The organism is Rickettsia japonica YH (assembly GCF_000283595.1).
GTDB classification, from domain to species: Bacteria; Pseudomonadota; Alphaproteobacteria; order Rickettsiales; family Rickettsiaceae; genus Rickettsia; species Rickettsia rickettsii.
This window is the reverse complement of sequence record NC_016050.1, coordinates 458,022-484,631: the sequence shown is the minus strand read 5'-3', so window position 1 is coordinate 484,631 and position 26,610 is coordinate 458,022. Positions and strand designations below refer to the sequence as shown.

Genomic DNA, 26,610 nt, shown 5'->3' with positions numbered 1-26,610 from the left:
ACTAAGTCAGCTTAAAGATATATTAAGAGAAGATCCTTTTTATATAAATAATATAGCTGAATATGAAATTACTAACTTCACGCCTACAAAATGGCATAAGAATTTAAATATTTTTTTCAAAAACATGAATAAACTAATCCCTTTACCTCGTGAATTTTTTGCAAGAGATACTAATGTAGTAAGCACTGAGTTAATCGGTAAAGCTCTTTATTTCCAAGGTAAAACAGCTATCATTACTGAAACTGAAAGCTATATAGGGCAGAATGATCCTGCTTGCCATGCAGCAAGAGGGCGAACAAAAAGAACGGATATAATGTTTGGTCCTGCAGGCTTTAGCTATGTCTATTTAATTTACGGAATGTATTATTGTTTAAATTTCGTAACCGAAGCTAAAGGCTTCCCTGCTGCGACCTTAATAAGAGGCGTACATGTTATTGCGCCTGAAAATCTATACCTCAACGGTCCGGGTAAATTATGCAAATATTTAGGAATTAATATTTCTCATAATAAATGCGATCTTATAAATAACAACGAATTTTTTGTCGGTGATATCGGCTTAAAGCTACCCTACTCTACTACTGCTCGTATAGGTATTACTAAAGGCATGGATAAATTATGGCGTTATGTTGTTACAGATATCACTAATTTAATCTCTCAATATAATGTATAGCCTTAATAAGGTCATATTGATTTACGGCGAAAGGACCTCGAAAAGGTTTGTCTAATATAAATAATAACAAAAGCATTGATGATGAAGTGATACAAACTAAACCAACCGAAATCTTATGTAAATAAAGCTTGGTGCCAAGCATACAGACAAAAATTACATTAATAGCAGTCATTATACATACAACTATCCAATATTGAATATTTAAGGGAAAATAGGACATTTCTGTTATACCTTACTGTATAAAGCTCTTTTATCTACTCAATGATGATTTCCTGCTTAGTCAATAGCTGAATTTGCTCGCTTGCTTTATAAGCTTGTAGTCTCTTATTAATATCTTGGAGGACACTAAGAGCTTCATGACCGATTTGCTTGCCGTCTTTCATTAATTGCCATTCACGCTGCATTACACCTTTGGTATAATTTTTAATATCTAGATAAATTTTAGGTCTCATTTCATGAGGAAGCCAACCTACACTATCTGCAAGCCTTATCAACACTATAGATTCTGCTGCCACCCCTTCTTGTGCTTTATTAAAATTACCGAGTCAATAAATTAATACAAAACCGGTTGATACCGCATACATACTACCAACTATACCCGATAAAAACCCACCAAAACTTCCAAGCTCTTCTTTTTGAAAATTATTAGGAATAATGTATTTTGTTAAATATAAACATCCAGCACAAAAACTCATCAAAACAATATTAGGAACGGTATAGATAAAGTCAATTATATGATTACATAGGTATTATTAACCATGTCCTGCTGAATATTTATGTAATATACTAGAAATAAGAGTTTGATAAGGTAATCCCTCATAAGCAGCTTTTTGTTTTATTCTCATTAAATCACTACTAGAAATACGAATATTTATTCGAGTATCTTTTTTTAAATAATTAGCTGCTGCCACTTGTGCTATATGTTTCTCTTGTTCAAAATTTTTAATTCTTTGCCATTCATCATTTTCAAAAGACTCCAGCAATGCGTTTTCTTCAGCATCTAGTATTATATTTGATATATTCTCTTTATTTCTCATTACTTTTTCCTATTTTTAGATATTTCTGAGTAGCTTTGCGACGTGGAATAATAGTCTTTAAAAAAACTGTTCCATCAACTTCAATAATAAAAGGCACTAAATAGGCGTATTCATTAAATTTAACTATATACATTTTTTGCTTTGAATATTTATTAGGATTTGGATGTTCTATTATATCCAATAAACAATTACTTTCTATAACTGATATTATTTCTTCAAAACTTACCTTGCGCTCACTTATTAACTTATAATTTTTTTCAGCAGAAAAGCTATAATTATATTTCTTTGTCATCTTATGATGTTAGTACAATGTATGCTTTATGTCAACACTACACTTCCGTCTCTTCTAAGACTACTGTAGAATCAGCAAGTTTAGTAATTTTTTCAATTTTTAACCGAGCTTCTTTTAGTTTTTTCTCACAATGATTCTTAAGTAAAATACCTCTTTCAAAGCTATTAACTGCCGTCTCTAGACTCTCTTGTCCGTTATCTATTTTTTTAACAATTTCCTCAAGCTCTTTTAAAGCTTCTTCAAAGCTAATATTTGCTTCTAAAGTTTTAGTATTAGTCATTTATTTTTATTTTTTAATGGTTATCTGTAGTGGTTGTGTCTTCAGTTGTTTGGGGTATAAGTAATTTTTTTAGCTCACTACTATCAAAAGTTTTCTTAGGAGCAAAAATACTCCCTTGCATTTTTATATTAAGATGTGCCAAGCTATCTTTATCAGAACTTGTATTTGAGGTATTTAACTTAACAAGCCTTGCCGGCACGTAAAATGATAAAATGCTAGATGCATCCATATCAAAATTATATATATTAACTGCAAAAGAGGCCGCACCGCTACTATATTGTGTTGCAAATTTTACTTTCTTTAAAAGGGCAATACCTTTTTGCAGTTCAATATCACCGCTTATACCTCTAATATTTTCTTGTCCTGTGGTTATAGCACTATTTATATCTTTATCTAAATTTTGTACCTTATAATCAGCTGTATCAATTTTTTCTATAAAAGAATCAATTGCAAAATTATTAACATCTATATTGTTTATAGCAAATTGTGATTTTGTAGTCAGGTTATATAGCTGGCTTTGAAGAGTGTTACCGTTAGTTCCTAAACTACCGCTTATACTTATTTTTCCACCACTTGCAGTAAATATTTTAGGCATAAGAGCTGAAACTTTGTTTAAATCTATTGCATTTAAAGCATATACGAAATTTATAGCATAAGGTTTTAATAAAATATTGCCGTTACCTTGAAGCTTACCGCCTAATAATTCTGCTTCAATATTATTAAATTGTAATAAATTATTATTATTTGCTACATAAAATTTAACATTTTTCAATATTAAATCATTTTGTAATAATGTCGACAATGTACCGGAAACTTGTAAGGTAGCTTTATCTAAACTATAATCATTTATTAATTTATTTCTTAAATTAAGCATTCCTGCCGGTGATAATAAATCAGTCGTAAGATTACCGTCCTTAATTTCTACGGTTAAAGACGGTAATACACTCGATGCATCTAAGTTCCAGCTAGTTGATAAATAGCTGTTAGCAGTTTTAAAATCTAAATTACTAATTTTTATATTAGCTGGTAAGATTTTAGCAAGCAAATTCATTTTGTCAAATACATGATCGTTATACTTAACGCTATCTATCAGAATATCTAAATGAGCTAAATATCCTATTGTTCTAATAGGGATGAATTTACTTGGATAATCTAGAGCTTTCATATCTTTAGTTAAATTTTTTGTAAATTCGATAAGCGGCGAAATTATTGGATACGTTCTACTGCTTAAGTCAAGCGAAGATATATTAAGCGTAGCGTCTAAACGAGGTGTTTGAGCAATAAATTTACTAGAAAAATTTCCTGATAAATTTAAATTATCTGTTTTGAGTAATAAATTTTTAAAAAATAAATCTATTAAAGTGAGTTTTAAATCCGATGACAAGCTAAAAGGAATAGCTTCTTTAATAGTAACGTCGTTAAATCCTAAAATATTCAGTAACGAATTTATATCGTTGTGCTTTAAATATAGCTGTCCATCAAACATACTTCTAACGGCATTCTGTGTTACATTACCTGTAAGCTTAAATTCTCCACCTGATTTAATATTACCTGAAAATTCATTTATCTTTAAAGTACCCTTTGATAAGTTAGAAGAAAAGACTATTTTTTCTAGTGCTTCATTATTACTTAAAATTATTTCGTTAATTGCCACGTCTGCTTTAAGTAATTTATCGGCAAAAATAAATCTAATATTTGAAGAAGAAGTATTAAATGTTACCTCTGCATTTGGAGAAATTAATGAACTTAAATCTATTTTAGGAAAATCTAGTTTTACATTAGTAGTAATATTATCATTTTTAGCAATGTTAACAAATCCATGACCAATAATAAAAGACGATGCTATTACTATGTCTTTTAGCTCTATTTCATCTTCATTATTTGAAATATTAAATTTAACGTTTACTGCCTCATGTTGATTAAATTTATTAAAAAGATGCTTTAAATCCGGTAATATATTATACACTACCGATGCTAAATTTTTAATCTGATATTCACCACTACCGCTAGTAAGCTTAGAATCTTTGTAAATTTGCGATAACTTAAAACCATAATCATTATTATCAATATTAAGACTAAAATCTACTATATCGTCACGTTTATTAATTGAACCTGAAATTTTACCTATATAGTTACTTGTAGTTTTAAATATGTAATTAGACGATAAAGCATTTTCTTTTTTTAATATACAATTATTAAAATTTAAAATAGAATAATCTTGTTTATTAATAATACTTAGATTAGTAACATTTAGATTTATATTTTGTAATTTATATTTAAAGAAATTCTTTATTAACTCTTCATGATTATAAATATTTAATACATGAGAATGTGAATAAAATTTAGCATCTAATATATCTATTTTATTAATTTTAGGATTAAATTTTATAAGCGACCACAACGAAAAATGAATTTTAATCTGCTCTAAATCTAACTTTCCTTCTTCTCTTATCGTCTCAATAACTAAATAGGACAAAGGAAATTTATTCATCTTTATTTTTCCGATATTTTCTTTCGCAATTCCTAAATGACTGGTAAAATTATTAGTAACCGAATTATAGTTAACAAACGATAATGCACCAAACATTATAAATAACAATAATGAGAAACAAATTATGACGCCGGCAGCTATTTTTTTTATCATGTCTGTAAAAAAGTTTTTAAATATATTATTATATATAATTATCAAAATTTAAAGGCAAATTCATGAATTCTTTAGAAAATTTAATTTTAGTCGGTGTAATAAAATCATGTCATGGAATTAAAGGTCATGTAATGTTAAAATCTTTTACCGACCCTGCTACAAAAATACTTGAAAGAAATTTAGTAAATGAGTCAGGAGCAAATATACATATTAAGCTAATTAGCCAAAATGCAAAAGGAGAATTAATTTGTACATTTAATGATATAGCTACTCGAAATGAAGCTGAAAATTTAAAAGGTTATAAAATATTTTGCTTAAGAGCAAGTTTACCGGAACTAGAAGAAGATGAATTTTATATAGCGGATTTAACTCATTTACCGGTATTAAACCAAGATCATAAAGAAATAGGCAAAATTAAAAATATTCTTAACTTTGGTGCCGGTGACATAATTGAAATAGAATTTTCAGATCAAACAACCGAATTATTACCTTTCAATAAAGAATTTTTTCCTATTATAACTAAAGATTATGTGATTTTAAATTATCAAAGAGAAGCTTGAATAATTTACCGTAGTTTTCAATTTCTTTACCCTACGATTCTTAATTCACCACTGTCTCATCCCGTGGCGTGATGACCACGGGATCCAGTTAAAAATACTAAATTTATTAGTATTTATTGTTTTTATGGCCCCCATGGTCAAGCCACGGGGTGACACAGTGGGTTTTACCGGTCCACGCAACAACGCCTCGTGGGAATGACATAGAATATAATTATTTCAATCCTTAATTGAGTAAATTATATAAAATTGACAATTAATTCTTAAATACTATAATTAATATATGTATATAAATAGAAGATTAAGCTCTATGCCTAAAACTTTAAAATACTCACTTATTATATTTATAAGTATAATATTATTATTAATTGTTATTCCTTTCTTTATTCCTTTAAATCATTATAAAGGAATAATAATAGATAAAGTTAAAGAGGCTACAAATAGAGATTTAACTATTAACGGCGACATAAAATTAGCTTTACTACCGAATCCCGCAATATCACTATCAGAAATTAAATTATCATCAATAAACGGTACAAAAGAACCTCATCTAGTTTCCATTGAAGGTGCTAAAGCGTCATTGCGACTTTTTCCTCTTTTTAGAGGAGCAATTGAAGTAGCTTCTATAGAACTGCAAAAACTGATTATAAATCTAGAAGTTTTAAGTAATGGACAAAAAAATTGGCAATTTTCTACACCTAATAATGCATCCAAAACAAATGAAATTAGCCCTGTAGAATCTACCGATACTAAAACTGAATTAGCACTTCCTATTTTGATTAGTCATTTTAAAATTATAGACGGCAAAGTAATATATATAGCAAAAAACAGTGAGAAAATATTTAACGATATTAACTTAGAGACTAAAATTAAAAGCATTAAAGGTCCTATAGATTTGACTTTAACTTTAAAGGCTTTGGAACAGCAAATTAATATAGACGGAAATATTGAAGAAATCGGTAAAATAATTCCATTAAGTGCCAATATTAATCTTGCCAGTGAAAAAATTAAAATCAAAGGAAAATTTGATAGCAAAAATAATTCGTTCATAGGTAACGCAAATATTAAAGGTAATACTAAAACTTTAGGTATGCCTGCTGATTTACACAATGACTACGAGCTAACTACAGCAATTACTGCCGATAGTAAAAATATAGCTATTAAAGATGCTAGACTTAATTATCCAAATATAGAATTACTAGCAAATGCAAATTATGATATAGAGCGTAATAACCTAAAATCAAATATTATTATCAATCCCGGTAACATTATAACCGAAATTAGCTCTAATTTAGATAAGACAAATATTATTCTACAAACTGATAGTTTAAAACCTATACTTGATGCTCTAAAACTAAAGACCGATAAATTACCGTCTATTATTAACCAAAAACTTATACTTACTTCTAATGTAATTAGTAATTCTCAAGCAATAAAATTACAAAATATTAATTTATCGGCTGCCAATAGTAATCTAACGGGAAATATTGAGCTTAAAAATTTAGCACAAGATATAACTATTTCGCACAATCTAAAAATTAATAATTTTGAGTCGTTTATGTCTCTTATGGGAGTAAGTAATTTAAGTAAGATTGGAGTATTGCAGTTAAACGGAGGAGTGCAAAAAATTAAAGATACTTTCCATATTAATAATAAAATATCCGCTTTTAATACTAATATATCTATTAAAGGAGATATTAATTTAGCAACTCAGAAGCCCAATTTTAATCTTAACTTATATAGTCCGTTAGTTAATTTGGATAAAATTCTTACAAGTAATAGTCCTACTCCTGCTCCAAATAAAACTAATAGTCCTGCTACTCAAAACATACCTACAGATAAAAATAATTCTCGTTGGTCAAATAATCCTATTAATTTAGGTTTTTTAAATGAAATTGAAGGGCAATTATCCGCAAATATTGATAAATTAACTAACGACTCATTAATCATAAATAATTTAAAAGCAAAATTAAATATCACTGGCGGCACGCTGAATATTACTTCAGTTAATGCAAGCATTTACGGTGGCGAACTAAGTAGCACCGGTTATGTGAGTTCAGCCAAAGATCAAAACGCTGCAATTAAAATCGATTTAAAAAATGCCTATCTCAAAAGTTTCACTCCGCAATCGGATAAAATAAAAATAACTGATGGGCGACTAAGCTTTAAAGCCGATCTTACTTCTCACGGTAATAGCGTTTATACATATGTTAATAATCTAAATGGACAATTTAACGTAAATAGCGATAACGGGGAAATAAGCGGATTTGATTTAAACCGAATCGCAGATGCGGTAAATAATGCTAAAAATACCGAAGGAGTATTGCGACTTATTAGCAGCTCCTTTAGTGGCGGATCCACATCTTTTAAAAATTTAATTGCCAGCGGAAATATAACGCAAGGCAAGCTTAATTTAAATGAATGTAGTTTAGATGCTTCACCTGCCACAACAAATGCAAGAGGTCAAATTAACTTACCACAATATATGATGGATGTTAGTGCAAGCGTTACTATTGCGGATTTACCGCCTATAGCCGTTAAATTATACGGATTCATAAATAATCCGCAGCATAAATTAGACGTTCAAGCCTTTCAAACATATTTAGTTAAAAACGTATTTAATAGCGTTATTAAAGACTTAAAAAGCGGAGAGAAGAAACCTGAAAATATTATTAAAGATGCTTTGGGTCTCAGAAAGAAAAAGGATACAAATACAGAGGAACAAAGCAGCCCTCTGCAGGAAAAACAACAAGCAGATCCTGTGAATAAGCTTCTACAAAAAGGATTGAAGAAACTGTTTTAATGTGACCGTCACGGGTGTTGTGTGACTTATTATTCCTCTCTATGTCATCATCCAGCACAACATATAATATAGTGTAGTAACAATGTTGAAGTTATTTTTTCTAGACTTAGTTAGCAAGCAAACTAGATGACAGTGCAAAACTCATAAATACCCACGTTTTGATACAGTTATTCCTGTGCCAAACCTAATTGGATACACATCCTTTGTTTCCTCAGTATCTAATACCAAATTAGATATGTTTTTAGGGAAATCTGGAATTACTTGAGTAATTTTTGCTGCTTCTTCATCATAATTTGCCTTTTTCAGCAAAATAATAAGGGCTTCATATAATGATTTTCTATTTGGATTTAACCCTATAGCTCTTTTGATAGAAGCGAGTGCTTCCTCCGGATTTATTTTATGTAATTTATTAAAAAACTCTTCGTGATAGTATGCTTTACTTGGATCTAGTTCAATAGCTTTCTTTAATGATTTAGTTGCATTATCTTGTTGTTTTTCCATTAAAACAGAACTTAAACTATGAAAAATTTCAGCTTCTCTATTGTTATATTTTTCAGTTTTATCATAAGTTTCAATAAAATTTGAAAGTTCTTCAGGATCAATTTCAATGAATTTTTGTAGATTGTCTTTTTCTTCTTGATATTGGATATCTGTTATGAAGATCGCGATATTTTTTCACTACTTTCTTTAGCAATTTCAGAAGTTTTAAACTTCCAATAAGGCAAAATTTCATTTTTATATGGTTGACAAATGCATACTCCTTGCTCACCTTTACCTACTCTATAGCTTTCCGGGCATTTACGATACTCAATATCATTTTTCCCTTTATAACTTTTATTATCAAAATTTAGATAGCTTGGCTTTTCCATAACTTATGATATATTTGTAATTAATAATTTATAACTACAATTTCAATGTAAGTAAATAAATCTGAAGTTTGTAAAGCTAAGTAAGTATTTTAAATAAACTTTAATTTAAAATCGTATGATTAAGAAAATAGTACAAAATACGAAAGCTTTGCACGTATGTCCTAATGGAAGATCAGCTGATTACATAACGCCTAACTTCATGTATGGCTGTGCCGGAGGTTGCAGCAATAGTTATTGTTATGTTATGCGTCATAACTATGAGACATTATATATCAATGAAAATATAGATCAAATATTTGACGTATTGGATAAACATATAGCAAATTTACCGACTAAAATTTCCAATCAAACAGATTCTAAATATTGGACATATGATATAGGTTGTTCTACCGATGTACGTTTGCATTGGAAACACACTAATTGGTTAAAGATATTTAATTTCTTTAAAGAAGATCCACGTGCTAAAGCAACTTTTGCTACTAAATATGTCAATCCTAAATTACTTAATTTTAATCATGAAAACAAAATAAGGATTAGATTTAGTTTGATGCCGGCAAGAATGAGTGAGATATTAGAGCCAAAAACGAGTCCAATTATCGAGAGAATAAAAGCGGTGAATATTTTTATTGAAGCAGGTTACGCAGTTCATCTAAACTTTGCTCCTATTATTGCTTATGAAGGCTGGCTTACCGAATATGCAAAGTTATTTGAAGATTTAGCTCAATACATAAATAACCAATATAAACCGTTGATAAAAGCGGAATGCATATTTTTAACGCATAACGATAAGCAGCATGAAAGAAATATTGCCCCAAATAGATTAGAGAGTGAAGCTTTAATTTGGCAACCAAATTATACAGGAAAATAAAGTAAGAGAATATGGAGGCAAGGCGGTACGTTATAAAGCCGGTATTAAGAGTAGTTTTCTCCAACGATGGAGTGTGTTGCATGACAGGTTGCTCCCATGGAATAAAATACTATATGATATTCTAACTCTTCCTACTTATCAAAATTACGAAACAAAAGCATAAAATTTAAAAACTACAGTTATAAATAAAAAATCACTTGCATGAAAATACACTTATGATATGTTTCTTCAAATTGGGTTTCAATTTTATCTTCCATAAAAGTAACCCAACACTATTTATCTCTCAGCTAATAGTGGATATAGTGTTAGTTGAGTACAAAAGTAAAAATATACAAAACAAGTAAAATATCGAATAGACAAAAAATCGTTTAGCTTGTTTGTTATCAGGGGTGTCATAGAATAAAGAACCGGCATAATATAGAAATACTACCCCAAGAATACCAGAAATTATTAAATATATAAAATTATTCATTCCAATAAAAAAAGGCATTAGCGAAACAATAAATAAAAGAATACTGTAAATTAGAATTTGTTTTTTAGTATATAAAGTCCCTTTTACTGCAGGCATCATCGGTACTTTACAGTTTTTATAGTCATCGTTACAGAATAAAGCAAGAGCCCATGAATGCGGCGGCGTCCAAATAAAAATAATCAAAAATAATATAATCGACTCTAGAGATATAGTATTGCTTACCGCTGCATAACCTATCACAGGAGGTAAGGCTCCCGATACTCCACCAATAACGATATTTTGTATAGAACGACGCTTTAACCAGATAGTATAAATACATATATAATAAAAAATAGTGAATAGCAGTAAAAAGGATGCAAGTAGATTAACACATAAAGCCATAAAAAATACTGCAAAAAATCCCGTTATCAAACCAAAAGATAAAGCTTCATCAGATTCTATAACTCCTCTTACTATCGGTCTTTTTTGGGTACGTTTCATTAAGCTATCGATGTCTCTATCGTACCACATATTAATTGCCCCTGCACTACCTGCCCCAAGAGCTATGCAAACAACTGCAATACCAGCAATAAACGGATGCACGGAATAAGGAGCAAGCCACATACCTACAAAACCCGTAAAAATCACAAGCGACATTACACGCGGTTTCATAAGTAAAATATAGTCTTTAACAGTACTTTGTGAATGATTGATTTTACCTAAATTGATTGGTCTTACTAAAGAACTCATATGAAATATTTTTTAATTAAATATAAAAAGTTTTAGGTTAAAAATCAATGATTGACTTTGATGCAAGAAATGTATATATTTTTTTGTAATTCAAATAATAAATAATAAGTTAAGGATATTATCAGTGACAAAAATTGTTCGTTCTAAATATAAAGCTAGTAGAAGACTCGGAGTAAGTCTATGGGGTGATAGCAAGGATGCTTTCAATACACGAAATTATCGTCCCGGGCAACATGGGCAGAATACCATGATTAAAACTTCAGATTATGGTTTACATTTAAAAGCTAAGCAAAGATTGAAATGCCACTACGGTCGTGTCACTGAAAAACAATTTAGAAATATTTTTGCACTTGCTCAAAAAATGAAAGGTAATACCGGTGAAAATTTCATTGGGTTACTTGAAAGTAGACTTGATACTGTAGTTTATAGAATGAATATAGCTCCAACTATTTTTGCTGCAAGACAGTTAGTTTCACACGGGCATATTAAATTAAACGGTAAGAAAGCCGATATCGCAAGCATACGACTAAAGGCAGGCGATGTTATAGAAGTTAAAGAATCCGTAAAACAAATACCGCTTATCCAAGAATCCGTTTCAAAACAAGGTCAAACAACACCGGGGTATTTATCATTTGATGTACCTTCATTAACCGGTAAATATTTAAGAGTTCCTGCTCTTTCTGATGTCCCATATCCTTTTGAAGCAGAAGTGCATTTAGTAATCGAGTTATATTCCCGTTAATAATTATAAAAAGGCAGGTTTTATTTATCTGCCTTTTTACTTTCTTCCCTACACCTACGTTTTTTCTTTATACTATAATACAACTTATCACCTAATTCAGTAGCGTTTATTAAAGATAGATTAGTTAAGAATTTAACGTCTGAGCTAAGAAAAAACTGTAATTTTTGACGAAGCAAGGAAGTATAAAAATGCTAATTTTTAGCATTTTTTTATTATTTTTATGGAGGTGCCACGCTACTTTCAATCGTTCGAAAGGTATTGCTGCGTGGATCAGTTTTTCAGTTGTTTTTGGATACCGTGGTCAAACCACGGTATAACACCGAGTGCCTTTTTCGATACACACAACAACGCCCACTCACAATAACGATATCTATTTTTAATAAAAATAATGCTGATTCTACCTTTTCCAAGAAGTTAGCATATGGAACGCATTTAATAATTAAAGGTATAACTGGTTTTATTGTAAATGGGACAACAGGAAGTAGTCTTTTTGTTTCGGCAACTCTTGCTGATGAAATCTTAATAACCAAAGGATATTTTCAGAAACATTATCTTACTTCTGCCACATTTAAAGGAAGTTTAATCTACCCTATTACTACAAATCTCATCACAACTTTTCCTAATTATTCAGTACCAATTTATTTAACTTCTACAGCTGTAATAGTAGGCTTAGCATATTATGGGACTGATTTCTTAAATTATCAGGAAAATTTACAAGCAATTCAGATAAACTTAACTCCTAATATTAGGGTAATTGATCCTAATATACTTTCTAACAATTTTAAAAATGATTCAAAAAATGAAATTAAAGATGTAAACCCAAGGATTTTAAATTTAATTGAAGCATACATAAATAGTAGTTTTATTAACTATACCGGAAATGATGGCAATACATACTCATACAGGACTCTAATGCTGCTATAGGACCTCTTGTTTCTCAAGGAGCAAAAATCAGTATTTTATGGTGTGGAAAAAATATAATCAGCACACTATTCCAATCATATAAAGCTTCTTTAACACAAAATACTCAAGATTTAATCGAACAAAAAACTTTAGAACTGTTACTAAACGAGGAATATAAAAGTAAAATCTTCTTAATAATACTTTCACTATTGGAATTTTACAATTAGGGAATTTAACCACTCAAAAAATTATACAGCTTATTGCATTGCAAGATATAATGAATTTAGTTCCAGGAGCTATTATATTTAATGCGTTTGAAAATATTAAGCAAGGATTTTTAAATATATTATATCAACTGGATATTTCTTACAGGCAAGAAACAGAGAAAATTAACGAAAATAAAGCTTCTATAGTAAGAAATATATCCTCTAATACTTCAAATATCTTGTTAACTGATTCTGCTCAATTTGTACAAAATCAATATGCCAAGCAACTTAAAGCTAAAAAAGAAATATCAAAGAAAATGTTGTTTTTAGATAGCACAAAAAATACTATAACTACTGTACTAGATATCTCCGATAAATTCAATCACTTTACTATATTTATAAAGTAAAAAATGGAGAGATTACGACTGAGCAAGCTCTACTACTTAATCCTTGGCTTGAAACCTTAAAATCATTCTTAACAAGTTCCTCATGAAAAATAATCTTTAGTGGAGCAGTTATATCACAAGCGAGAATTATAAAATTAATAGAGGCAATTTCTTCTGAGAATAAAAAAGGAATAACATGGTCTACTAATGATACAAACGATGAACTTGTAATTGCTGATTATAACCTAATTATAGAAGAAAGCACTATTTTGAGTTTTGAAAAATTAGTATTCAAACTATGAGCACATGATCTTCTTTCAGCTTCCTTAGGAAAAGGCAACACTACTTTTTTAAAGAGTTTAGTCAATTGTATTGCTGATCCATGCCATAGCGTTGGTGAAATTGCCATACCTACCCATTATCAAAATCCAAAAATAATATTTATTGATCAGAATAGTTACATACCGATTTAATCTACTTTATTTGAAATAATAACCTCCGGCCTTGATCAATCAATAATTAAAAGTAATAAGCAATTATTAGAAGAAAAAATTAACACACTATTTATAAAATTAGATCTAGGTATATTAATTACGCACTTAAGTGATAAAAATTATGATGTAATAAATGCACCAAGTGGCAAGTCAAAAGAAAAAAATTGGAATCATTAAAGCTATAATTTCAAACCCTAAAATATTAATTTTAGACGAGGTATTTGCTAATCTTGATAAAATATCTATAGAAAATGCACAACAAACTTTAAAAGAATTTTTACCGGAAACTTTAATGCTTGTAGTGAATCATGATGGTAAATCTCATGACTATAATAATTTTTATGATCAGTATATAAATCTTGAAGATTTGTATGCTGAAATAAAATTATTAGGAGAATAGCTATTCTATTCAACCCTATATACTTGACTACTTTTCATTTATCATGAATATATACTAAATCTAGATGTTCAATTATGGGAATTTTTTAAGATTTCTTTATAGATTTCAAGGTTTTTTCTTAGCATCAGATCAAGAGAGAAATGATTAATTACCGTATGTCTGGCCGCTTCTTGGATTTTCTTAGCAATATCAGTACCTAAAATCGAGAAACAATAATCGATTTTCTGTGCTAACGCTTCGGCATTATTTGGTTCTACGTGGAAACCAGTTATATTATTATTTATTGTCTCTACTGCCCCGCCGATATTAGTTGCAATAACAAGCTTCTCCATCGCCTGCCCTTCTATAATAGTACGCCCGAAAGCTTCAGGCTCGATTGAGGCAGAAATGATAATATCGGAAATCCCATATAGGTTTATTATATCCGAATCATTACCGAAAATTTGAATTTTATTTTGAAGTTTTAGATTAGCTATAAGCTCTTTTACTCTATTAGTAAAATTGGGATGTCTAGATATATCACCGACCATTAAACAATAAAAGTCTCTATGTTTTAATTTACTTAATGCTTCTACTAGAACAAGATGTCCTTTCCAGCTTGTCATTCTAGAAGGCATTAATATTATCGGCACGTTACTCGGTACATCATATTTATCACAACATTTTTCAAGTTTTTCCGACGTTAAATTTGCGGGATCGAAATAATCACAATTCACTCCACGCTCAATTACTACTATTTTATCTTCATCAATTTTATAGTTTTCGAGCAAGTGTTGTTTTACAAAATTAGACACGGCAACAACTTTCTTGCCTTTTAGCATTATGCTATTATAATATTTTTTAAAACTATTCGGAATATTATAAACCCCATGAAAGGTAGTCAAAAATTTAGCATTTGTCCATTTTGTTGCTAGATATGAACTCCATGCCGGTGCTCTTGATCTTGTATGAACTATATCAACATTATATTTTTTGATTATTTCTGCTATCAATTTTGCATTATTCAGAATTACAAAAGGATTTTTACTGTTACTATTCATGTCAATATGCAATATATCTTCCTTATCTAACTCTTTAACTAGAGTACCGCCTGCTGAAATTATGATAGGAGTATGACCGAGAATTTTAAGATATTTTGCAACTTCTATAGTACCTCTTTCAACCCCTCCTGAAACTAGAGCAGGCACTACTTGCAAAATAGTATATTTATTGTATCGTTTACTTGACTTTAATGAAGGCATTAAATCTCAATCTATTAAAATAATTATTTAAAATGCACAAGCTTTATAATAAAACACAAGACAAATTTATTGTCTATGATAATTATAGAATAATTAATACAAATATTCCATCTGTAATTTTTTTACACGGCTTGATGTCTAGTATGCAATCAACTAAGGCTATCTATTTAATAGATTATTGTAAAAAAAACAATTATAATTTTATTGTTTTTGATAATTTCGGCCATGGAAACGCATCAGGACAATTTAAGGATCAAACAATTAGTGATTGGTTAGAAGGAGTATCACTAATTTTAGACAAATTAATTAATACGGAGGCGATATTAGTAGGTTCGAGCATAGGAGGATGGCTAGCACTTCTTGCGGCTTTAAGATTTCCTGATAAAATAAAGGGACTTGTGTGTGTAGCCCCTGCTCCAGATTGTACTGAAAATATTTGGCAAAATATATCTCTAAATGATCAAAATAAGATGCAAAAAGAGGGAATACTAGAAGTAAGCGGTAAAAATTGTGAGCATAAATATCCTATAAGCTATAAACTGATAGAAGATGCAAAAAAACATTTATTATTGACAAAGAAACAGATTGATATAAAGATACCGGTACATCTAATTCATGGGATGTTAGATGAAGACGTGCCTTATAATGTTTCAGTAAAATTATTGGAAAAAATAACGAGCAAACAAATAGTAATGAAGCTAATTAAAGACGGTCACCATAATTTATCTAGAGAAGAAGATTTAAAGGTAATGACAAATTCCTTAGAAGAAGTAATTAGACTCTTAAGTAATATTAAATAAACAATAAATATGTATAGCAAAATAAATAAAGTTCATGATTTTAAAGAAGTTATAGAAGCGGTAAAACAAGCCGATAATACTAGCTTGGTGCTTTTTGATGTAGATGAAGTAATTGTAATGGATAGTGATGAATCTAGGTTAACACATGATTATAGAAAAGAATTAATGAAGAACATTGAAAAAAGACTTACTAGAAAAGAATGTGAATTATTACTTAGTATTGTTCTTAAAGATAGGAAAGCTAGATTTGTTAACCCAGATATCTTAACGATATTTGCTCTACTTACGGAAAAAAATGTACCGGCAATGGGTCTTACTAAACTTCCTACCGGTAAATTCGGCGTAATTGAAGATATGATCGAATGGAGAATGCGTGAACTCACTGAATTAAAGGTAAATTTTCAAGAATTTTCACCTTTAGAAGATGAGATAATAATAGAAGATTTTAATGCCGGTTACGGTAAACCTACATTACAAGACGGAATAATTTACACTGCGGAATATGATAAAGGAATCATGCTTGAGTATGTATTACGAAAAACAAATTATTATCCACAATCAATAATATTTATCGATGATATAGAAGAAAATTTATTATCATTACAAGAAATTTGTAAGAAACTAAAAATTAACTATCAAGGATTTGAGTTTACCGGTTCTGCTATCGTTCCTGAACCTGTTCTTGATGCACAATTAGAAAAAATTAGATTTGAAATTCTAGAAAAAGAATATAAATGGTTAACGGATGAGGAACTTAAAAAGCATACTTTGTCATCTAGTAGCTTGTCCACAGTATCCAGCTAAAAATGTTACAACAACATACACTTTTAGTTGCTTTTCCTAGATGCCGTGGGCAAACTACTATGATGACACCTATTCACCTTAGAGTATAATATGATGTCTGCAAAACTTATTGTTCTTTTTACCTTACTTATCTCGCTTTCTACTATTGCAAGTAAAAAGGAAGAAGAAAAAATTACAGGAGTAAAAGCAACTAAAGTACAAATTGCCGAGCTTTACGACATATTTAATATTGTAGGGCAATGCCAGAATGATAATAGTCGTGATTATTATGCCAATGCCACCGGAGTAGTTGAACAAGTCTCAGCACATCAAGGAGAAATAGTAAAAAAAGGGGATATATTGCTAGTTATAGATAAAAACATAGCAGAAACCACTAAATCTAGAGCAGCATCGTTATTAAATACAAAACAAGAAGATTATAATAGAAAAGAAGCTTTATTCGCTAAAAAATTTGTAAGCAACGAGGAATATAAAAGGTCAAAAAGCGAACTTGAAGATGCAAAATTTAATTATTCCAAAGCTCTAAAAACATATAATGATATGATAATTACTGCACCCTACTCTGGTAAAATAGGCGTAATTAAGTCTATGGTCGGCGATGCAGTAAAAATAGGTGACTATCTCTTTAGCATTACCGGAACAGAAAACTCACAAAGTATTTTTATTGAATTGCCGGAGTCTTTAAGCGGAAAAGTTGGCGTCGATACTGAAGTTTTAATTGCAGGAAAAATTAAAAGTACAATCGAGGCAGTATCGCATTACTTATCAGATAATGGTACTTTAACAGCTAAAATTATTTTACCTATGGGTACAAAAATCCTGCATAATAGCTTTGTAGATGTTACGCTTATAATTAACCCTCATAAAAACCTAACCGTTCCTGAAAGTTGTATTCAACGAAATAATCAAGGTAATTTTATTTATAAAATAGACGGTGATACGATAAAACAATTATATGTAAAAATCGGTACACGTACAGAAGGTCTAATTGAAATTATCTCTGACGATATTAAAGCAGGTGACTTAGTCGTTACCGAAGGTATGACTAAAATTGGTGACGGCTCAAAAGTTAAGATACTTGAGGAATAGTTATTTATATATGCTTTTTAAGCCATCTCTGTATTCTAGAGATTGTTGCAAGTACTCCTTCTTGCCTTATAGAAGTAATAGTTAATAAAATCAAAATTTTTGTCACAAAGCAATAGGTTCGTATTTTTTGAATTACACAGTTATTTTTGAAAAAAGAAATATTACTTTTTTTATAGTTTTCATTTTTATTTTCTAGTAATCTTAATTGTGTAACAGCTGCTAATAACAAATTAATAGTAAACGGACTAAATTTACTTAAATAAGAATCATTCAGAACATAAGAAGTAATATTTATTAAACCTACTGAATATTTATTTGGGTCCATAAACGTATTAGTACCACCGCTAATTCGTACTTTAGACAATTCTTTGTCTATACCGCCTATTGAGTTTTTACTAGCAATAGATATCCATAAACAACAATCTTCACCGCTTCTTATATTTTCAGGAAATAAATTTTCTTGGAATAATGTCAAAGTTCCCATAACTGTCGGCATTGCTATTGGACAAGTTTGTATGACTTGAGGAAAAACATTGCCACTAAAAAGCCCGGAATGAACAGATTCGATATATTTGCCTTTTTCATTTATTTTTTGATATGAAGTATGAGAAAATATAAAATTATTTTCTTCCATAAACTTTAATTGGATTTCTATTTTATCCTTATAAAATAAATCATCCGAATCAAGGAAAGCAATATATTTTCCTATAGCATTTTTAATACCTAAGTTACGTGCAGCAGCAGGTCCTTCATTTTTTTTATGAAAATATTTTATCCTTTTATCTTTTCTGCATAGTGCAGTTAATTCTGATATATCATCAGTCGACCCATCATCTATTATAAGTATCTCAAAATTTTTGTGTGTTTGAATAAGTACACTTTCTATAGCTTTAATTGCCCAATTTATTCTATTATATACCGGTATAATAACACTAATTTTAGTATCATTTAGTACTTGTTTAGCCATAGTATTTGCTAAATCACAGGCTTTTTTATACGGAGTATTATTGGATAAAAAAGTAGCTGTACGAGTTAAAAATAAATAAGAAGAACCTTCCATTTTGATCATTTCTTCTTCTGTTAACTCATGAAGAAACGATGACCATAATACATTACATTCTTCGTTATGATTTGATATTTTTTTACTACCTTGCTCTGAATGAAAACGAGATTTAATTAGGATAGATTCGTCAAAATGAATAGGGGCAACACGGAACATTTTAAACCATAAATCATAATCTTGCGTTGTCGGTAAAGCCTCATTAAATATACCGACTTCATGAAAATATTTAGCAGGAATCAATAACGAACAACCATGTATTAATCCTCGTAATAAAGGTAATAAAGAAATATTAAGTTTATTTATAGGTAGCACACTATCCGGTTTAATATAACGTAGAGAGTTGCCTTTTTCATCGATTAATTCATAACCACCGTAAATGATAGTATCTTTATTATCTAATTTATTTAATATGTCAACTTGATGCTCGATTTTATTAGGATAATATATATCATCATGGCTAAGCCACGAAAAATATTCCCCTTTCATGTTTTTTATACCGTAATTTAAGGCCGAACCACAACCTCCGTTTTCTTTATGAAAATAGCGTATTTTATCACCATATGATAATGCTACACGTTCTGTCTCTCCATTATCTTTTGAACCATCATTAACAACAATAATTTCAATATTTTTGTAAGTTTGTGCTAAAGCACTATTTATAGCTTCTTTCATATAATTAGCCCCATTATAGACAGGTATAATAATGGAAACTAAAGTATGATAAATATTTAGAGGGTTATCTTTTCTAGTTGTCATAACTTTTAAAATAATTTATAAAATGTTAGTTTTATTGTTTAAATTTTCTATAGAGCTTTAGAAAAATAGATTTTTCTTCTTCACTAATAATTAGTTTATTTTTAAGAATTTTTATTTCTTCTAAAGCATTATTTAGCTCTGTTACAGTATTATTTAATTTAGTTTTTCTCTTCGCTATTTTTAAATGCATCTCTAGTTTGCAGCAATTGTTTTAATATATCTTGGGATTGCAAACCTAGCTTTTCTAAAAATTCCAGAGTCCAAGCTGAGATTGGATAGTTAAATAATTGTTTTATAGGCTTTAAATCTGAGTTACTAGATATACAGATTATAGAATTAGGAGGATTTTTTCAGAATGCGTGTCGTTAGTTACACCATCTACTCCTTCATAAAAAAATTCTTTGTTCGGATATGATTCAAAGTCTTTTTCAGTAATTCAATTAACTAAATGATGTATATTACCTTCCGGTTCATTAAAAGGTACATTTACTATTAATCGTTTTTTATATTTAAGATTAAGTGCTAACCCACCTTCAATATGCTCAAGTGCATGTCGTGATACAATATAATCATATTCTTCTGCCTTTTTAATAAAACTAACTAAATCAGATTTAATATATTGTATATTAGATGCTCCATAATTTTGTTCAGCATAAATTATAGATTCTTTACTGATATCTATTGCTGTAATTTCTACTCCTAATATATCGCTAAGCATGAAAGTTCCGTGTCCCGTTCCACAACCTATATCTAAAATTTTTATTTTTTGATTTAGCATTAATGGACTATTAAGTATATCGGCTTCTATAATTTTTTTAAAAATCTTATAGCTACTTTTATGACGCATTACCTCTAAAACATCATAAGTTTCCCCAAGAATTAATCTTTCTCCATCATTATAAATTTCTTCTAACATAAATTATTTAAACTATTATAATTTTAATAAATATTCGGCGATAAATGCAGCAGGGTTTTCTACAGGATCAAGCATCTTTTTAAATTGATTTCTGCCACTACTATTTTCATAATAAGGTAAATAATGATTTTGCTTAATAAATTCTATATAGTTAATAATATCTTGCGGCTCATAAGCAAAATACATATATTTTTTTAATTCTTTAGATAGAGCATTGCTATTAAATTCATTATTCCAACCATTACTTAAGTAAATTATAGGCTTATCGGCAACTACTACTTCAGCAAGAGATGAAGTACCGTCACTTATTACAATATCTGACACCATTATATCATCCAGTAACGACCTGAATGCATGTGCAGAAACAGTAACATTCTTTAAAGAGTTAAATCTACTTAATATATTATCCATATCACTTTGGCTTAAGTAATTTTTACCGACCGCATAGGTAAATAGTGTAACATGCGGTCTTATAATAAAATGAATATTAGGATGTTGTAATGCATAATTATAGAAAAAATAGTGATAATTTAAGAAAGTAGAACCTCCTTCATATAAATCTCTATTTTTAAATGATAATTCCCATCTAGGAAGCCATAAAATGGTTTCCGAGTTTGGTTTTTCTTTAATATTATAATTTCTTACTTCATAGTATGGTTGATAACCTGAAACAATAACTCTATCCTTAGGAAATTTATAATTACTAATAAAGATATCCTTTGTACTTTCTGAATCAACAAATACCGTCTCTATGCAACTTGATAACTTATCATCATCAATATTTTTTTGATGAAAGATATGCGGACCATAGACTATATACATAATTTTTGTTTTAGTTCCTCTAAAGCTCTTATACAAATTAGCAGCCGTAAAAGGTTCTGATATATAGCCTTGAAAATTTTCGTAAGGATTTTGCGTAAAGATAAAATCCGGCTGATAATTTTTTAGTTCAGAAATTTCACATTTTGTATTAACATTTGAATAAGAAGCATACTTACCACATGGATATATCACATCTTGTGTATCAAATTTACTAATAAACTCGGTATCTATTCCTCCTTGAATATTGGGATGAGGATGAGGTACTATTACAATTTTGACATCATGACCTATTTTTTTCATCTCATTATACATTGCGTATACGCCTTTGCCGCCGAATGTCTCTGTACTAACAAGGAAAACTATTTTTTTATAAGAATTTTCTTTGGAATAACAAAAAAAAGATATAAAAGTTATTAGTAAAAAAACACTTAAAAATAAAGTGTTAAGTTTTATTAATTTAAAGAATTTCATGTTTTTGATATGATAATAATGAATAGGATTATTTTTTAAACCATACTGTATGGTTAACATAATCCACATAACTTAAAACTATACGTAATATTTTCTTTGATACAAGTCCTGCTTCTGCATAATCCGGCACGATATCTTGCAAGCGTTTATTATTCTCGTGTTCTTCCGTAATAGCTTTCACCGATTGTAGTACCCGTTCAGCCTTAAAACCCGACATAATAAGTGTTCCGGCGTCCATACCTTCAGGACGTTCATGTGCTTCTCGAATATTTAAAGCAGGTAAATTAAGTATAGATGCCTCTTCAGTGATAGTACCGCTATCGGATAAAATACAAAATGCATTCATCTGAAGTTTGACGTAGTCCGTAAACCCGAAGGCCGGCAAAAATCTTATTTTATCGCCAAGTTCTTCAAACTCCTCTAAATCCTCAAGCCTTTTTTTAGTCCTTGGGTGTGTTGAGAAGATGACAGGAAAATTATACTCTTTAATAAGCGTTTGTAAACTAATTAATAATTCTTTCAGATTATTTTTGACATCAACATTTTCCTCACGATGTGAGCTAATTAAGAAATATTGCTTTGTGGTAAGTGACAATTTATCTAAAATATCAGACTTTAATATTTTAGGCATAAAGCGATCAAGGACCTCAGGCATATGCGAACCTGATTTAAAAATAAGCTCAGGCGGTAAACCTTCGAAAATTAAATAACGTCTTGCATGCTCGGTTAACGTAATGTTAACGTCACTAATATGATCAATGATTTTACGGTTTATTTCTTCAGGTACACGCTGATCAAAACAACGATTTCCCGCTTCCATATGAAAAATCGGAATTTTACGGCGTTTAGCAGCAATTGCCGATAAACATGAATTAGTATCACCGTAAAATAAAACGGCGTCGGGCTTTTCTTTCTCAAGTACTTCATCAACTTTTTCGATAATAAGCCCGATAGATTTTGCCGTATTATCTGCTGCTACTTCTAAGAAATAATCGGGTTTTCTAATTCCCATATCATCAAAAAAAACCTGATGTAATTCATATGCATAATTTTGACCGGTGTGAACTAGTATGTGATGAGTATATTTATCAAACTCGGAAATCACGCAGCATAGTTTAATAAGTTCAGGACGAGTACCGACAATCGTCATTACCTTAAGCATTTTTTAGCTCCTCTTGTACGTAATCAAGAGTCAGTAATAACTCTTTTACTTCTTCTAAATTTAAACGTTTTGTATTATGGGAAGTGTAATCCTCTAAAAGTGCTACTTTCTTTTCACCTTCAACAAAATATTTTGCATAATTAAGATCGCGCCCGTCCATAGGAATACGGTAATAATCCCTTAAATCATCAGCTTTTGCCATTTCTTCTGATGATACTAATGATTCGTAATGTTTTTCGCCGTGACGTGTACCGATAAAACGTATTTCATTTTTACTATCGAATATATCTTGTAACGCTTTTGCGAGTACTTCAATTGTGCTTGCCGGAGATTTTTGTACGAAAATATCACCCTGATGACCATGCTCAAACGCATATAAAACTAAATCCACCGAATCTACAAGCGACATTAAAAAACGTGTCATTGACGGTTCTGTAATGGTTAATTCCTTACCTTGTTTTATTTGATTGATAAAAAGAGGAATGACCGAACCTCTAGAAGCCATAACGTTACCGTATCTAGTGACGCAAAGCACAGTCTCACCTGGAGAACGCATACGTGCTTTTGCTATTGCTAACTTTTCCATTAATGCTTTAGATAATCCCATTGCATTAATTGGATATACAGCCTTATCGGTACTCAGTACAATAACTTTTGTAACTTTGTTATTAATAGCAGCACTTAAAACATTTTCAGCACCTAAGACGTTAGTATTTATTGCTTCTATGGGATAAAATTCACAAGTCGGAACCTGCTTTAAAGCAGCGGCATGGAATACATAATCTACACCGTGCATTGCCTCATCAATACTTTTATAATTGCGTACGTCCCCGATATAGAATTTAAGTTTCGGATTATTTAAAGCAATACGCATATCCTCTTGCTTTTTTTCATCTCTACTGAAAATACGAATTTCCTTAATATCGTTAATAATATCGGATTTAAGAAAACGAGAAAGCACCGCATTACCAAATGAACCGGTGCCTCCTGTAATCATTAAAGTTTTATCTACAAACATTATATATAAATACCTATTTTGTTATTATTCATTCTGTCATTGTGTCAATCGAGAAACACTCTAAGGTAGTCATCCTGTGGCTTGTCCACATGGTCCAGTTATAAAAAATACAAACATAAAAAGCTCGATTTATCTCACTTTATGCTAGATTCCGTGTACAAGCCTATATTCGCAATGACAATTTACTTAAACTCACACATACGCTTTACAAGCTCACGCCATTCAGGAGGCGTATATCCCGTCACCTCATTAAAACGAGTGCTATCTAGTGAACGATCTATTACAAGCTCATCTGATGAAATAATATCGATTTCTTTATTATATATTTCTGCTACTAATTTTAACAATTCTAACTTATTAATCGGTTTTGAGGCAACATGATAAAGCCCGTGCAACTCTTTATTAGGTAACACAAAATCCCTTATTATTCTTGCAAGCTCTACTGTCGGGAATCCTGAATAAATAGCTTTCTCAAACCCTTTCACTGAACCTTCTGCACTTAAAAACCAATTGATTAAGCTTCTATTGCCTGCTAGCTCATGACCTATAATGGAAGTACGCAATGTGATAGCATGCGGATAATCTACCTCACCAAGAAATTTTGAACGACCGTAAAGATCATAACAGTCAGAAAAATCGCTTTCCTTATAACTACCTTTTTTTCCTGAAAACACACAATCAGTACTAATATGGATTAACCTTGAATTAGCTAGTTTACATAAATTAGCTAGCCTATGAGGCAGCAAACTATTTATCGGTAATGCTTTTAACGGGTCATTAGCATCTGCCAATTGTTTTACAAGCCCTACACAATTTATTACTATATCGGGTTTTGTGTGATTAAATACCTCAACTAACGCATCATGGTTCTCAACATCTACATTTGTAATTAATTTATCGGATAAATCCTTAGAAAAGTAAGAACGAGCTGAATTATTTCGGGCTGTCGCAAAAATATCAAATTTTTTATCACTACTTAAAAACCTGAATATGCTATTACCTAGCATACCGGTAACACCTAAAATTAATATTTTCATAGTATATTTTATTTATTTTTACCGAATCGGTTCTATCATAAATAACATATCTTTACAATAGTGTTTTGAGTGCGTAACAATATTGAGTTATAAATAATTAACTTGCCATAGAAAAGGTTCTTATTCTATCTTCTGTAATTTTCCAACCTTCATCTTCTGCAAGCTCTAAATCATATTGGTTTTGCATATTCATCCACCAACGAGGATTAATATTAAAATACTTACCCAAACGAAGGGCTGTATCAGGGGAGATTGAACGATGATGCTTAATTATATTATTGATCCTAGTAACGGGTACATCAATATCACGAGCAAGTTTGCTTTGACTAATCCCCAGAGGTTCCATAAATTCTACTAGTAAAATTTGTCCCGGTGAAATAGGAGGTAATTTATTCTGGGCTTTGTTGCACGGACCGTTTTATGTCATTCCCGCGTAGGCGGGAATCCAGTAAAACCTATAAAAACTTGTTTTTATAGGTTTATTTTGTCAAATATGCCACTTTTATATCAATATTGAAGTTATTTTGCTGGATCCCCGCTTTCGTGGGGATGACATTGAGTAGGTTTTTCGATCCATGCAACAACTCCTCAATTCTTTCCTAATTAAATATTTTTTATAGAATCAAGCACGGTTTCAAGAATCATACTAGCAGCTACTGCATCATCGTTATTATTACGGTCTTTTCTGTTCACTCCAAACGATTTAAGAAAATTATTTGCAGCTTTGGTAGTTAATCTTTCATCTTGTAAATATATAGGCAAGTTTATAGATTTTGCTAGCTCTTCAGCAAATTTCATCACTATATTTGTTTGCTCCGTTACTGCTCCGCGCATATCAATCGGTAGACCTATTATAACACCGCAAACTTTATATTTCTCGATGATATTAAGCAAGGAAGTAATAACAATTTTTTTATTTATCTCGGTTATAGTATTTAAGGGCATAGCAATACTACGTTCTTGATTAGATAATGCGATTCCTAATTTTTTGCTTCCGTAATCAATAGCGATAAGCGGAGAATTTGGTATTAAAAGCCGATAAAATTCTTGAAGATTTTTTTTGATCATGATAGTTATAA

28 protein-coding genes and 1 pseudogene are annotated in these 26,610 nt (G+C 30.2%); 11 read left to right on the top strand and 18 right to left on the bottom strand.

The window, feature by feature from the left end; translation table 11 throughout:
- Nucleotides 1-124 precede the first annotated feature (124 nt).
- Complete coding sequence (locus RJP_RS02580; protein ID WP_014014177.1) at nucleotides 125-670, top strand: DNA-3-methyladenine glycosylase; 546 nt, start codon at nucleotides 125-127, stop codon at nucleotides 668-670.
- Here the strand turns inward: RJP_RS02580 and RJP_RS11285 are convergent.
- From RJP_RS11285 to RJP_RS02555, 5 genes and pseudogenes are all read right to left on the bottom strand, one after another.
- Nucleotides 642-1,365, bottom strand: a pseudogene (locus RJP_RS11285) (bestrophin-like domain). The gene RJP_RS02580 and the pseudogene RJP_RS11285 sit on opposite strands and share 29 nt — an antisense overlap.
- 57 nt (nucleotides 1,366-1,422) lie before the next feature.
- Nucleotides 1,423-1,707 carry a CopG family antitoxin gene (locus RJP_RS02570; protein WP_014120706.1) on the bottom strand — a complete coding sequence of 95 codons (285 nt, stop codon included), beginning with the start codon at nucleotides 1,705-1,707 and terminating at the stop codon, nucleotides 1,423-1,425.
- Nucleotides 1,697-1,999, bottom strand: a complete 303-nt coding sequence (locus tag RJP_RS02565) for a hypothetical protein (protein ID WP_014120705.1) — start codon at nucleotides 1,997-1,999, stop codon at nucleotides 1,697-1,699. Before RJP_RS02565 ends, RJP_RS02570 begins: the two co-directional genes overlap by 11 nt.
- A 37-nt stretch (nucleotides 2,000-2,036) precedes the next feature.
- Nucleotides 2,037-2,279 carry an exodeoxyribonuclease VII small subunit gene (locus RJP_RS02560; protein ID WP_014014175.1) on the bottom strand — a complete coding sequence of 81 codons (243 nt, stop codon included), beginning with the start codon at nucleotides 2,277-2,279 and terminating at the stop codon, nucleotides 2,037-2,039.
- Between the two features lie 13 nt (nucleotides 2,280-2,292).
- Nucleotides 2,293-4,923, bottom strand: a complete 2,631-nt coding sequence (locus RJP_RS02555; protein ID WP_024704510.1) for an AsmA-like C-terminal region-containing protein — start codon at nucleotides 4,921-4,923, stop codon at nucleotides 2,293-2,295.
- Between the two features lie 62 nt (nucleotides 4,924-4,985).
- Here RJP_RS02555 and rimM point away from each other — a divergent pair, with 62 nt between their 5' ends.
- Together rimM and RJP_RS02545 are read left to right on the top strand one after the other, a co-directional pair.
- The gene (gene rimM, locus RJP_RS02550; RefSeq protein WP_012719604.1) at nucleotides 4,986-5,483 is read left to right on the top strand and encodes a ribosome maturation factor RimM; all 498 of its coding nucleotides are present in this window, start codon (nucleotides 4,986-4,988) and stop codon (nucleotides 5,481-5,483) included.
- A 307-nt stretch (nucleotides 5,484-5,790) separates the two neighbouring features.
- Nucleotides 5,791-8,283 (top strand): AsmA family protein, encoded by a 2,493-nt coding sequence (locus tag RJP_RS02545; protein WP_024704509.1) that lies wholly within the window; start codon nucleotides 5,791-5,793, stop codon nucleotides 8,281-8,283.
- A 141-nt stretch (nucleotides 8,284-8,424) separates the two neighbouring features.
- Here RJP_RS02545 and RJP_RS02540 read toward each other — a convergent pair whose 3' ends face one another.
- Both RJP_RS02540 and RJP_RS02535 read right to left on the bottom strand, forming a co-directional pair.
- Nucleotides 8,425-8,784: a hypothetical protein gene (locus RJP_RS02540; protein ID WP_014120702.1), complete on the bottom strand. Its 360-nt coding sequence runs from the start codon at nucleotides 8,782-8,784 to the stop codon at nucleotides 8,425-8,427.
- 152 nt (nucleotides 8,785-8,936) lie between these two features.
- Nucleotides 8,937-9,152, bottom strand: coding sequence for a DUF4385 family protein (locus RJP_RS02535; RefSeq protein WP_037215300.1), 216 nt, complete (start codon nucleotides 9,150-9,152; stop codon nucleotides 8,937-8,939).
- A 115-nt stretch (nucleotides 9,153-9,267) separates the two neighbouring features.
- Here RJP_RS02535 and RJP_RS02530 point away from each other — a divergent pair, with 115 nt between their 5' ends.
- A complete protein-coding gene (locus tag RJP_RS02530) occupies nucleotides 9,268-10,020 on the top strand; it encodes an SPL family radical SAM protein (protein ID WP_014120701.1) in 753 nt (250 codons plus the stop codon).
- Nucleotides 10,021-10,303: 283 nt separating this feature from the next.
- On the opposite strand, the gene cyoE is transcribed toward RJP_RS02530, so the two are convergent.
- A complete protein-coding gene (gene cyoE, locus RJP_RS02525) occupies nucleotides 10,304-11,221 on the bottom strand; it encodes a heme o synthase (protein ID WP_014120700.1) in 918 nt (305 codons plus the stop codon).
- A 124-nt stretch (nucleotides 11,222-11,345) separates the two neighbouring features.
- On the opposite strand from cyoE, the gene rpsD reads away from it, so the two are divergent.
- From rpsD to RJP_RS10320, 4 genes are all read left to right on the top strand, one after another.
- On the top strand, nucleotides 11,346-11,963 hold the full coding sequence (gene rpsD / locus RJP_RS02520) for a 30S ribosomal protein S4 (RefSeq protein ID WP_010977111.1): 618 nt from the start codon (nucleotides 11,346-11,348) through the stop codon (nucleotides 11,961-11,963).
- A gap of 297 nt (nucleotides 11,964-12,260) precedes the next feature.
- Nucleotides 12,261-12,887, top strand: a complete 627-nt coding sequence (locus RJP_RS08620) for a hypothetical protein (RefSeq protein ID WP_225981198.1) — start codon at nucleotides 12,261-12,263, stop codon at nucleotides 12,885-12,887.
- A gap of 256 nt (nucleotides 12,888-13,143) precedes the next feature.
- The gene (locus RJP_RS10325) at nucleotides 13,144-13,479 is read left to right on the top strand and encodes a hypothetical protein (protein ID WP_014014166.1); all 336 of its coding nucleotides are present in this window, start codon (nucleotides 13,144-13,146) and stop codon (nucleotides 13,477-13,479) included.
- A 606-nt stretch (nucleotides 13,480-14,085) separates the two neighbouring features.
- Nucleotides 14,086-14,352: an ATP-binding cassette domain-containing protein gene (locus RJP_RS10320; protein ID WP_225981197.1), complete on the top strand. Its 267-nt coding sequence runs from the start codon at nucleotides 14,086-14,088 to the stop codon at nucleotides 14,350-14,352.
- 68 nt (nucleotides 14,353-14,420) lie between these two features.
- On the opposite strand, the gene RJP_RS02500 is transcribed toward RJP_RS10320, so the two are convergent.
- A complete protein-coding gene (locus tag RJP_RS02500; RefSeq protein WP_014120698.1) occupies nucleotides 14,421-15,593 on the bottom strand; it encodes a glycosyltransferase family 4 protein in 1,173 nt (390 codons plus the stop codon).
- A 32-nt stretch (nucleotides 15,594-15,625) separates the two neighbouring features.
- Between RJP_RS02500 and RJP_RS02495 the strand changes: the two genes are divergently transcribed.
- The 3 genes from RJP_RS02495 (at nucleotide 15,626) to RJP_RS02485 (ending at nucleotide 18,286) form a co-directional block, all read left to right on the top strand.
- A complete protein-coding gene (locus RJP_RS02495; RefSeq protein ID WP_014014163.1) occupies nucleotides 15,626-16,393 on the top strand; it encodes an alpha/beta hydrolase in 768 nt (255 codons plus the stop codon).
- Nucleotides 16,394-16,402: 9 nt separating this feature from the next.
- A complete protein-coding gene (locus RJP_RS02490) occupies nucleotides 16,403-17,197 on the top strand; it encodes a DUF2608 domain-containing protein (protein ID WP_014120697.1) in 795 nt (264 codons plus the stop codon).
- Between the two features lie 90 nt (nucleotides 17,198-17,287).
- A complete protein-coding gene (locus RJP_RS02485; protein WP_014120696.1) occupies nucleotides 17,288-18,286 on the top strand; it encodes an efflux RND transporter periplasmic adaptor subunit in 999 nt (332 codons plus the stop codon).
- Between the two features lie 4 nt (nucleotides 18,287-18,290).
- On the opposite strand, the gene RJP_RS02480 is transcribed toward RJP_RS02485, so the two are convergent.
- The 9 genes from RJP_RS02480 to ruvX all read right to left on the bottom strand — a co-directional run bounded on the left by RJP_RS02480 (nucleotide 18,291) and on the right by ruvX (nucleotide 26,599).
- A complete protein-coding gene (locus RJP_RS02480; protein ID WP_014120695.1) occupies nucleotides 18,291-20,105 on the bottom strand; it encodes a glycosyltransferase family 2 protein in 1,815 nt (604 codons plus the stop codon).
- Nucleotides 20,106-20,136: 31 nt separating this feature from the next.
- A complete protein-coding gene (locus RJP_RS09550; protein WP_014014159.1) occupies nucleotides 20,137-20,295 on the bottom strand; it encodes a hypothetical protein in 159 nt (52 codons plus the stop codon).
- A 246-nt stretch (nucleotides 20,296-20,541) separates the two neighbouring features.
- A complete protein-coding gene (locus RJP_RS02475) occupies nucleotides 20,542-21,021 on the bottom strand; it encodes a class I SAM-dependent methyltransferase (protein WP_014120694.1) in 480 nt (159 codons plus the stop codon).
- Nucleotides 21,022-21,036: 15 nt separating this feature from the next.
- On the bottom strand, nucleotides 21,037-22,383 hold the full coding sequence (locus RJP_RS02470; RefSeq protein ID WP_014120693.1) for a hypothetical protein: 1,347 nt from the start codon (nucleotides 22,381-22,383) through the stop codon (nucleotides 21,037-21,039).
- On the bottom strand, nucleotides 22,343-23,476 hold the full coding sequence (gene wecB, locus RJP_RS02465; RefSeq protein WP_014120692.1) for a non-hydrolyzing UDP-N-acetylglucosamine 2-epimerase: 1,134 nt from the start codon (nucleotides 23,474-23,476) through the stop codon (nucleotides 22,343-22,345). The genes RJP_RS02470 and wecB overlap by 41 nt, the downstream gene beginning before the upstream one ends.
- On the bottom strand, nucleotides 23,469-24,494 hold the full coding sequence (gene capD, locus RJP_RS02460; RefSeq protein ID WP_014014155.1) for a UDP-glucose 4-epimerase: 1,026 nt from the start codon (nucleotides 24,492-24,494) through the stop codon (nucleotides 23,469-23,471). The genes wecB and capD overlap by 8 nt, the downstream gene beginning before the upstream one ends.
- A gap of 182 nt (nucleotides 24,495-24,676) precedes the next feature.
- The gene (locus RJP_RS02455; protein ID WP_014120691.1) at nucleotides 24,677-25,531 is read right to left on the bottom strand and encodes a dTDP-4-dehydrorhamnose reductase family protein; all 855 of its coding nucleotides are present in this window, start codon (nucleotides 25,529-25,531) and stop codon (nucleotides 24,677-24,679) included.
- A gap of 97 nt (nucleotides 25,532-25,628) precedes the next feature.
- Nucleotides 25,629-25,877 carry a HigA family addiction module antitoxin gene (locus tag RJP_RS02450; RefSeq protein WP_024704504.1) on the bottom strand — a complete coding sequence of 83 codons (249 nt, stop codon included), beginning with the start codon at nucleotides 25,875-25,877 and terminating at the stop codon, nucleotides 25,629-25,631.
- 257 nt (nucleotides 25,878-26,134) lie between these two features.
- Entirely contained in the window at nucleotides 26,135-26,599 is a 465-nt protein-coding gene (gene ruvX / locus RJP_RS02445; protein ID WP_014120690.1) for a Holliday junction resolvase RuvX, read from the bottom strand.
- Nucleotides 26,600-26,610 lie beyond the last annotated feature (11 nt).